This is a genomic window from Amycolatopsis sp. NPDC059021, assembly GCF_042739895.1.
Lineage (GTDB): Bacteria > Actinomycetota > Actinomycetes > Mycobacteriales > Pseudonocardiaceae > Amycolatopsis.
This window is the reverse complement of sequence record NZ_JBHYIQ010000170.1, coordinates 1-8,402: the sequence shown is the minus strand read 5'-3', so window position 1 is coordinate 8,402 and position 8,402 is coordinate 1. Positions and strand designations below refer to the sequence as shown.

The 8,402-nt window shown below is 71.7% G+C and carries 8 protein-coding genes; 5 read left to right on the top strand and 3 right to left on the bottom strand.

From position 1 onward, the window contains the following. Positions 1-54 precede the first annotated feature (54 nt). Complete coding sequence (cobM, locus tag ACFWX1_RS46500) at positions 55-816, bottom strand: precorrin-4 C(11)-methyltransferase (RefSeq protein WP_378396353.1); 762 nt, start codon at positions 814-816, stop codon at positions 55-57. Next, positions 813-1,973 (bottom strand): precorrin-6y C5,15-methyltransferase (decarboxylating) subunit CbiE, encoded by a 1,161-nt coding sequence (gene cbiE / locus ACFWX1_RS46495; protein WP_378396349.1) that lies wholly within the window; start codon positions 1,971-1,973, stop codon positions 813-815. Before cbiE ends, cobM begins: the two co-directional genes overlap by 4 nt. 76 nt (positions 1,974-2,049) lie before the next feature. Between cbiE and ACFWX1_RS46490 the strand changes: the two genes are divergently transcribed. Genes ACFWX1_RS46490 through ACFWX1_RS46470 form a run of 5 tightly spaced genes read left to right on the top strand, consistent with a single transcriptional unit; the run spans position 2,050 to position 7,519 of the window. After that, positions 2,050-4,056, top strand: coding sequence for a putative cobaltochelatase (locus ACFWX1_RS46490; RefSeq protein ID WP_378396348.1), 2,007 nt, complete (start codon positions 2,050-2,052; stop codon positions 4,054-4,056). After that, entirely contained in the window at positions 4,056-4,670 is a 615-nt protein-coding gene (gene cobO / locus ACFWX1_RS46485) for a cob(I)yrinic acid a,c-diamide adenosyltransferase (RefSeq protein WP_378396347.1), read from the top strand. Before ACFWX1_RS46490 ends, cobO begins: the two co-directional genes overlap by 1 nt. After that, the gene (locus ACFWX1_RS46480; protein ID WP_378396346.1) at positions 4,664-6,016 is read left to right on the top strand and encodes a cobyrinate a,c-diamide synthase; all 1,353 of its coding nucleotides are present in this window, start codon (positions 4,664-4,666) and stop codon (positions 6,014-6,016) included. The genes cobO and ACFWX1_RS46480 overlap by 7 nt, the downstream gene beginning before the upstream one ends. Next, positions 6,009-7,028 carry an Rv2231c family pyridoxal phosphate-dependent protein CobC gene (gene cobC / locus ACFWX1_RS46475; protein ID WP_378396345.1) on the top strand — a complete coding sequence of 340 codons (1,020 nt, stop codon included), beginning with the start codon at positions 6,009-6,011 and terminating at the stop codon, positions 7,026-7,028. The genes ACFWX1_RS46480 and cobC overlap by 8 nt, the downstream gene beginning before the upstream one ends. Before the next feature lie 23 nt (positions 7,029-7,051). Next, the gene (locus tag ACFWX1_RS46470; RefSeq protein ID WP_378396344.1) at positions 7,052-7,519 is read left to right on the top strand and encodes a hypothetical protein; all 468 of its coding nucleotides are present in this window, start codon (positions 7,052-7,054) and stop codon (positions 7,517-7,519) included. A gap of 56 nt (positions 7,520-7,575) precedes the next feature. Here ACFWX1_RS46470 and ACFWX1_RS46465 read toward each other — a convergent pair whose 3' ends face one another. After that, the gene (locus ACFWX1_RS46465; protein WP_378396352.1) at positions 7,576-8,304 is read right to left on the bottom strand and encodes an adenosylcobinamide-GDP ribazoletransferase; all 729 of its coding nucleotides are present in this window, start codon (positions 8,302-8,304) and stop codon (positions 7,576-7,578) included. Positions 8,305-8,402: the final 98 nt, after the last annotated feature.

Here is an 8,402-nt window from a genome sequence, read left to right as displayed (position 1 = left end):
GGCCTCCTTCACTACCCTGAGCGCTGTGAAGGTGGCCTTCACGGAACGTCCGGCTCACAGCGAGTCCGGTTGGGAGCGGCGGTCCCGGGTGGCGGAGTAGAGGAAGCTGTCCGGGAAGCCCTCCGCGGCGAGCACCCGGCCGACGAAGATCGTCGCCGCGCGCGTCATCCCCGCCGCTCGCGCCTGCGACGCGATATCCGACAACGTCCCCCGCACGACGGTCTCGCCGGGCTGGCTGGCCAGCGCGACCACGGCCGCCGGGCAGTCCGCGCCGTAGTGCGGGATCAGCTCGGCACACACCCGCTCGACGTGGTTGATCGCCAGGTGCAGCGCCAGCGTCGCCCCGCTGACCGCGAAGTTCGCCAACGTCTCTCCCGAGGGCATCGACGTCGACCGCGCCTGCGCCCGCGTGATGATCAGGCTCTGGCCGACCTCGGGCACGGTCAGCTCTCGCCCGAGCACCGCCGCCGACGCCGCGAAGGCGGGTACGCCGGGCACCATCGCGTACGGCACGCCGGCGTCGTCAAGACGCCGCATCTGCTCCGCGACGGCGCTGTACAGCGACGGATCGCCCGAGCACAGCCGCGCGACGTCGTGGCCGCCTTCGTGCGCCGAGACCATCCGCGCGACGATCTCGTCCAGCGACAGGTTCGCCGTGTCGATGAGCAGGGTGTCCGGCGCGCAGTAGCCGAGCAGGTCGGGCGGCGTCATGCTGCCCGGGTAGAGACAGACGTCGCAGCGGGCCAGCAGGTCGCGGCCCCGCACGGTGATGAGGTCCGCGGCGCCCGGCCCGGCGCCGATGAAGTGCACGGTCACTTGATCTTGCACCACTGGGTCACGGTCCGCGACGGCTTCCAGCCGTCGTAGTGGCCGAGCGGTTCGATGCGCTGGACCGAGATCCGGGTCAGTTCGCCGCCGTACCGCCGATGCGCGTCGGCGAGCACCCACTCGCCCTGCAGCGTCACCGCGTGCGCGACGATCCGCGACGCGTTTTCGACGCAGCCGGTGATCAGATCGGGGGTCGTCAGCGCGCCGCCGATGAAGATCGCGTCCGGCTTGGGGAGTCTCACCAGCGCGTCGGGGATCAGGCCACAGACCACCCGCAGCTGGGGGACGCCGAGTTTGTAGGCGTTGCGTTCGATGCGGTCGGCGCGCGAGCTGACCCCCTCGATCGCGATTGCCCGGTTCAGCGGATGCATGCGCAACCACTCGATCGCGATGCTGCCCGCGCCCGCGCCGACGTCCCACAGCAGTTCGCCGGGCGACGGCGCGAGCCGGGCGAGCGCGGAGATTCGCACATCGCGTTTGGTGAGCTGGCCGTCGTGGTCGTACGCGTCGTCCGGCAGGCCGATCAGCGGAAGCGCCTTGCCGACGCAGTCGATCGCGAACACCGTGAGCGGTCCGGGGTCGTGCTCCCAGCCGTCGGAGATCCGCTCATCGGGACTGCCGAGATTTTCCAACGCCCGCAACGTGCTCTTGGCGAACTTCCGCGACCTCAGCAGTTTCCGCAGCGCGGGGGCCTTCGCGCCGAGGACGAGCACCTTCCGGCCCGGGGTCAGCGCCCGCGCGACGCGCTCGATGTCGCGGCCCACCACCGAAACCACCTCGGTCTGCTCGGCGGACCAGCCGAGCCGCGCGCGGGCCAGCGTCACCGACGACAGCGTCGGCAGGACCTGGATGTCGTAACCGCGCTCGATCAGCGTCGTGCCGATGCCGGACAGCAGCGGGTCGCCACTGGCGAGCACGCAGATCCGGCGGTCGAAGTACTCGGCGAGGAAGCCGTCGAGCTTGGACAGCAGCCGGGCGGGCCACTCGACGGCGTCGGCTTCCACCTCGGGCGGCAGGTAGGCGAGCTGCCGCGCACCGCCGATGACGACGTCGGCCGAGAGCACAAGGGTCCTGGCCTCCTCGGACAGGCCGCTCCAGCCGTCGGCGCCGATACCGACCACGGGGAAGGGTGATTTTTCGCGCACGCTGAGGCAGGCTAGTCGACCCGGCTCCTGTGCGATGATCGGCCGGAAGCCGAGTCGCCAGCCGCGAGGAGCGTCGTTGAAGCCGTACCCGTTCACTGCCGTCGTCGGGATGCCGGACCTGCGCCTGGCACTGGTGCTCTCCTCGATCTCGCCCGCCGTCGGCGGAGTGCTGGTACGCGGGGAAAAGGGCACCGCGAAGTCGACCATGGTGCGCGCGCTCGCCGGACTGCTGCCAAGCGTCGACGTCGTCGACGGCTGCCGCTTTTCGTGCGATCCGGTTTCACCCGATCCGGCGTGCCCGGACGGCCCGCACGACGGCGCCGCCGGACATCGCAGGCCCGCGCGGCTGGTCGAGCTGCCGGTCGGCGCGGCCGAGGACAGGGTGATCGGTTCGCTGAACCTGGAGCGCGCGCTTTCCGAGGGAATCACCGACTACCAGCCGGGTCTGCTCGCCGCCGCGCATCGCGGGCTGCTCTACGTCGACGAGGTCAACCTGCTGCACGATCACCTGGTCGACGCGCTGCTCGACGCCGCCGCGATGGGCCGCGCGACGGTCGAACGCGAGGGCGTCTCGGTGTCGCACGCGGCGCGGTTCGTGCTGATCGGCACGATGAACCCGGAGGAGGGCGAGCTGCGCCCGCAGCTGCTCGACCGGTTCGGGCTCACCGTCGAGGTCGCCTCCAGCCGCGACCCGGAGCAGCGCGTCCAGGTCGTCCGGCGGCGGCTGGCCTACGAGGCGGATCCGGACGCCTTCGCCGCGGAGTACGCCGTGTCCGACGCGCAGCTGGCGGCGGACATCGAAGCGGCGCAACGGCTTCTGCCCTCGGTGAAGCTCACGGACGAGGCGCTGCGGCAGATCGCCGAGGTGTGCGCGTCGTTCGAGGTCGACGGGATGCGGGCGGACATCGTCACCGCGCGGACCGCCGTCGCGCACGCGGCGTGGGCCGGCCGCGACGAAGTGTCCACAGAGGACATCCGGGTGGCGGCGCGGCTCGCGCTGCCGCATCGGCGCCGCCGGAATCCCTTCGACGCGCCGGGAATCTCCGAGGAGCAGCTCGAGCACGCGTTGCAGGACGCGCAACCCGACGAACCGGGGCCGCCGGAAGGTCCGGATGACGGGCCCGACGATGACGGGCCCGACGATGACGGGCCGGGTTCCGGGTCGGCACCACCGTCCACTGAGGACGCCCAGGGTGGCGCCGGTGGCGACACCCAGCAGGGCGACACCGGCGGGCAGCCCGGCGGGGACCGGCAGCACGGCATGGTCGAGCGCGCCGGAAAGGCTTTCCGCGCAAGGGCTTTCGAGGTCAAGGGGACCGGCGAGGGGGAGCGCGGACGGCGTTCGCGGGCCATCACCGACAACGGCCGGACGATCGGCGTGCAGCCGTCGAGCGTGCGCGAGGGACGTCCGCACCTGGTCGCGACCGTCCGCGCGGCCGCGCCGCACCAGCGGGCGCGGGGCCGGGACGGCGGCGGATTGCGGGTACGGAAACAGGATCTGCGGTTCGCGCGGCGCGAAGGCCGGGAAGGCAATCTCGTGCTGTTCTGCGTCGACGCGTCAGGCTCGATGGGCGCCCGCGCACGCATGCGCGAGGTCAAGACCGCGGTGCTTTCCCTGCTGCTGGACGCCTATCAGCGCCGGGACAAGGTCGGCCTGGTGACCTTCCGCGGTGCCGGAGCCGAACTCGCGTTGCCGCCCACCATCAGCGTCGACGCGGCAGCGTCCCGTTTGGACGAACTCCCGACCGGCGGCCGTACGCCGCTGGCCGAAGGACTCCTTGAAGCGGCGCGAGTCCTGCGAGTCGAAGCGATTCGTGATCCCCGCCGGCGTCCGTTGCTGATCGTGGTCACCGACGGCCGCGCCACCAGCGGCGCCGACGCCGTCGCGCGCGCGCACGCGGCCGCCGGGCTGCTCGCCGACGTCACCGCGGTCGTGATGGACTGCGAAAACGGCAAGATGCGCCTGGGGCTCGCCGCGGAACTCGCCGGGCACCTCGGCGCCGATCACGTTCCGCTCACCGAGGTCGCCGCCGACGCGCTCGCCGGCGCGGTGCGCGCCCGCACGTCCGGAAGGGCTGCCTGATGCCGCAAGGAAAACCCGCCGTCGTCCCGCAGGACGGCCTCACCACCCGCCAGCGCCGTAACCGGCCGCTGCTCGCCGTGCACACCGGCGAGATGAAGGGGAAATCGACCGCCGCTTTCGGAATGGCGCTGCGCGCGTGGAACCAGGGCTGGTCGATCGGCGTGTTCCAGTTCGTGAAGTCGGCGAAATGGCGGGTCGGCGAGGAAGCCGCGTTCCGCGCGCTCGGAAAACTGCACGAGGACACCGGGCAGGGCGGGCCGGTGGAATGGCACAAGATGGGCGAGGGCTGGAGCTGGACGCGTAAGTCCGGCACCGAGGACGATCACGCCGAGAACGCGCGGGAAGGCTGGGCGGAGATCAAACGCCGGCTCGCCGCGGAAACCCACGATTTCTACGTGCTTGACGAATTCAGCTATCTGCTCAAATGGGGCTGGCTCGAAGTCGACGACGTCGTTTCCACGTTGACGTCGCGGCCCGGTCATCAGCATGTCGTGATCACCGGCCGGTACGCGCCACCGGAGCTGATGGAGGCCGCCGATCTGGTCGCCGAGATGACCAAGGTGAAACACCCGATGGACGCGGGGCAAAAAGGCCAGCGGGGCATCGAATGGTAGCGAGGGTGGTCATCGCCGCGCCCGGTTCGGGGCACGGCAAGACCACGATCGCGGCGGGGCTGATGGCGGCCCTGCGCGCGGCGGGGCACCGGGTGTCCGGGCACAAGGTCGGCCCGGACTTCATCGACCCGGGGTATCACGCGCTCGCCACCGGCCGCCCCGCCCGGAACCTCGACCCGTTCCTGCAGGGCGAGGAGCAGCTGGTTCCCTTGCTGCGCCACGGTTCCTCGGGCGCGGACATCGCCGTCATCGAGGGCGTCATGGGCCTGTTCGACGGCGCGCTCGGCACCGAGGGCTACGCGTCGACGGCCCATGTCGCGCGCTTGATCGACGCGCCGGTGATCCTCGTCGTCGACGCTTCGGCGGCGAGCCGCAGCGTGGCCGCGACCGTGCTGGGCTTCGCGAACTACGACACCCGCGTCCGGCTCGCCGGGGTGATCCTCAACAAGCTGGGCTCGCAGCGGCACGAGGACGAGATCGCGACCGCGCTGGAGGCGACCGGCGTCCCACTGCTGGGTGCCTTGCGCCGCAACGATTCCATCCACGCCCCGAGCCGTCACCTCGGCCTCGTGCCCGCTGAGGAACGGGCCTCGGAGTCGCGGCGCGTGCTGCCGGAACTCGCGTCGTGGGTCGCCGGTGGTGTCGACCTCGACGCGGTGGTACGTGTGGCACGCCGTGCTTCGGCGTTGTCCGGTGAGTCGTGGAGTCCGGGGCCGGAGCACGATGGCCCGCGCGCCACGATCGCCGCGGCGGCGGGGCCTGCTTTCACCTTCCGCTACACCGAAACCGCCGAGCTCCTTGCCACCCGCGGCGTCGACGTCGTCGATATCGATCCCTTGCGGGACAAGGCTTTGCCGCCGGGCTGCGCGGGCCTCTACTTCGGCGGCGGGTTCCCCGAGGTGCACGCCGCCGAGCTATCGTCCAATGTGGAGCTTCGCACGGAGGTCGCCGCCGCGATCGGCGCGGGGATGCCGGTGAGCGCGGAGTGCGCGGGCCTGCTGTACCTGTGCCGCTCGTTGGACGACCTGCCCATGGTGGGCGCCGTCGATGCCACGGCGGCCATGACGAAACGCGGGAAACTCGGCTATCGCAAGGCGGTCGCGGTCGCGGACAACGTGCTCGCCGTGGCCGGGCAACGCGTCACCGGCCACGAGTTCCATCGCACCGAAATCACCCCCGCACACGGCGACACGGCCGCGTGGGGCTGGGACCGCACGCTCGACGGCTTCGCCTCGCCGAGCCTGCACGCCTCGTATCTGCACGTCCACTGGGCCGGATATCCGGCGCTGGCGGACCGTTTCGCCGCGCACGTTCACGCCCACGCCCTGGCCGCGGCCCATGGTTGAGTACGACCTCCATCACCACGGCGATCGCGAGGTCGGCGACGGTCTCGTCGACCTCGCGGTGAACGTCCGGCTCCCGGCGCCACCACCGTGGCTGCGTGCCGAACTCGCCGCCGCGCTGGACGATCTGGCCGCCTATCCCGACGCCGCGCCCGCTACGGAAGCCGTCGCGCGACGTCATGGGCGTGCCCCGGAGGACGTGCTGGTGACCGCTGGGGCCGCGGAGGCGTTCACGCTGCTCGCGTCGGCCTTGAAACCACGTCACGCCGCGGTGGTGCATCCGCAGTTCACCGAACCTGAGGCCGCGCTGCGAGCCGCTGGGCACGACGTCCACCGCGTCGTGCTGTCCGAAGTGGACGGTTACCGGCTCGACCCGGCCGCGGTTCCCTCGGACACGGATCTCGTCTTCGTCGGCAACCCGACGAATCCGACGTCGGTGCTGCACCCGGCGTCCACGCTGCGTTCGCTGGCGTGCCCTGGGCGCGTGCTCGTCGTGGACGAAGCGTTCCTTGACGCGATCCCCGGCGAGGTGGAAAGCCTTGCCGGAGAACGCATTCCGGGTGTGGTGGTGCTGCGCAGCCTGACCAAGACGTGGGGTCTGGCCGGGCTCCGTGCAGGTTACGTCCTTGGTGAGCCGTCGCTGATCTCGCGATTGCGCGCGGTCCAGCCGCCGTGGTCGGTGTCCACTTTGGCCGGTGTGGCCACGGTCGCCTGTTGCCGCCCCGCCGCACTGGAGGAGGCGGAAAAGCTGGCCGTGGCCGCGGAAGCCGACCGGGAATACCTTGTCTCCCGGTTGATCGAGGCCGGGATCGCTGTGCTCGGCGACCCGCGCGGCCCGTTCGTCCTCATCCGTGTCGCCGGTGGCGCGGACGTCCGGCTCCGGCTGCGCGAGGCGGGTTACGCCGTCCGGCGCGGCGGCACCTTCCCCGGGCTGGGGCCGGACCACCTGCGGCTCGCGGTCCGGGACCGCGCCACGACCGATGCCTTCCTCGAGATTCTCCGTCGCGTTCGGTGAGCGCTGCCCGATAGCTTCTGGTCGTGAACAACCCTTACGGCACCCATCCCGAGGCGCTGGGCGACTTGCTCGACGCCATCGGCCCGCAGGAACGTGGTCTGGTGCGCCAGCTTTCCCGTGAGGAGGATGACGCGCTCGCGGCGGTCAGCCTGCGACGCTTCCCCACCGACCGTGCGACGACCGGAGCGATCGACTGGTCGGGCGCCGTCGTGCTGGAACAGTCTTTCGAACAGGACTATGCGGACGCGGCGCGAGTACTGGGTGAACGCGTGCTGCGGTATTCGACCTCCGACGTGGTCGTGTTCTGGGGCAACCTGGTCATCCCGACGGTGCGGCTGCCCGCCCGGCTCGCCGCGGCGAACGCGGGCGAGCTGATCGACACCGGTGACGACGTATGGATCTACCTGCCGGACAGGAACGTCCTCGTCGAATACTGGCACTCGGGCCGGATCACGGCGGGCATGATCCCGGACGCCGTGGCAGGGCCGTGAAGGACTCCTTACCGGCGCTGAGTGCCGTGAAGGAGTCCTTCACGGCATCGGCCGGATCATGCCGTCGTGAGCAGCGCCGCCGCCACCGCGACCTCGACGCAACCGCCGAGGACGTCACCCGTGACCCCGCCGAGGCGCTGGACGCAGCGCGCCAGCAGTAGCGCCGCCACGAGGTAGCCGAGCGCGACGGCGAGGGGACCGCGCCACCACGGCAGGCCGGGTGCCCACCACGAAACGCCCGCGGCGAGCACGAAGACCAGCACCGTCGCCACGATCGGGACCGACCCGGCGACGGTCGCGCCGAGCCCCTCCGGACGCGCGGACGGGACACCTCGGGCGCAGCAGAGCGAAAGCACGCACCGTCCACTGAGGACAGCCAGAACCACCGCGGTGACACCGTGTCCGTGCGAGATCGCGCCGGTCAGCGCGCCCGCCTGGACGAGCAGGACGAACACCAGCGTCGCCACGCCGGTGGGTCCGGAGTCGCCGCGGCGCATGACGTCCAACGCCTTCGACCGGTCGTAGGAGGCGCCGAGACCGTCCGCGGTGTCGGCGAGCCCGTCGAGGTGGAGGCCGCGGTTGCCCAGCGCGACCGCGCCCAGCGCCAGCGCGGCCACGGCGATCGCGGGCAGGCCCAGCGCGTCACCCGCCGCGACGACCAGCCCCGCGACCACCGTCAGCGGCACAGCCGCGAGCGGCGCGAGCACCATCGCGGCCCCGGCCACCCGGCCGTCGATCACCCGCGGCGCCGGGACCGGCACGGTCGTCAAGGTCCCGACCGCCATCCGCGCCGCGTCCCCCCACCGGCTCACGCAGCACTCCCGCGATGGTCCGTGGGGGCCTCCCCAAGGGACCCAGAGTCCCTCAAGGAGGCCCCCACGGA

Excerpts from the sequence above, each read along its gene's own strand:
- cobO (WP_378396347.1), top strand. The coding sequence starts at position 4,056 with ATGCCGCAAGGAAAACCCGCCGTCGTCCCGCAGGACGGCCTCACCACC.
- ACFWX1_RS46480 (WP_378396346.1), top strand. The coding sequence starts at position 4,664 with ATGGTAGCGAGGGTGGTCATCGCCGCGCCCGGTTCGGGGCACGGCAAG.
- cobC (WP_378396345.1), top strand. The coding sequence starts at position 6,009 with ATGGTTGAGTACGACCTCCATCACCACGGCGATCGCGAGGTCGGCGAC.
- ACFWX1_RS46465 (WP_378396352.1), bottom strand. The coding sequence starts at position 8,304 with ATGGCGGTCGGGACCTTGACGACCGTGCCGGTCCCGGCGCCGCGGGTG.